The sequence below is a fragment of the Photobacterium chitinilyticum genome (assembly GCF_004104355.1).
Taxonomy (GTDB): Bacteria; Pseudomonadota; Gammaproteobacteria; order Enterobacterales; family Vibrionaceae; genus Photobacterium; species Photobacterium chitinilyticum.
Genome location: NZ_RJLM01000249.1, coordinates 1 through 385 on the forward strand (window position 1 = coordinate 1; position 385 = coordinate 385).

The 385-nt window shown below is 44.7% G+C and carries 1 protein-coding gene; it reads left to right on the top strand.

Annotated elements, in window-relative coordinates:
- A partial coding sequence (locus EDI28_RS28280; RefSeq protein ID WP_233353540.1) for a hypothetical protein occupies positions 1-385 on the top strand: 385 nt, incomplete at both ends.

Genomic DNA, 385 nt, shown 5'->3' on the forward strand with positions numbered 1-385 from the left:
AGGCAATTAACTCCGCAGCATCGACTGAGAACTGGCAAATTGACTCAAAGGCATCAGTACAAGAGGCATGGACTCTATTCAGGCAGTTATACAATCGGGTAACTCAACCATACATACCCTGGACTGTCCCAAAGAAAAAGAAGCACGAACATCCCTGGATAGGGCGGGATATTCGACGTTTACTAAGACAAAAGAAGAAATGCTGGGATGTTGCCATCCGCCTTGGCACAGCAGGTACGATGGAACGCTACAGATCGATAAGAAACGAGTGTATAACTAAAATTCGGGAAGCGCAAAGAAAATATGAAATGCAGCTGGCAGAATCTGCACTCAAGCAGCCCAAGAGGATATTCTCGTACATAAACTACAGAACAAGGATTCATCA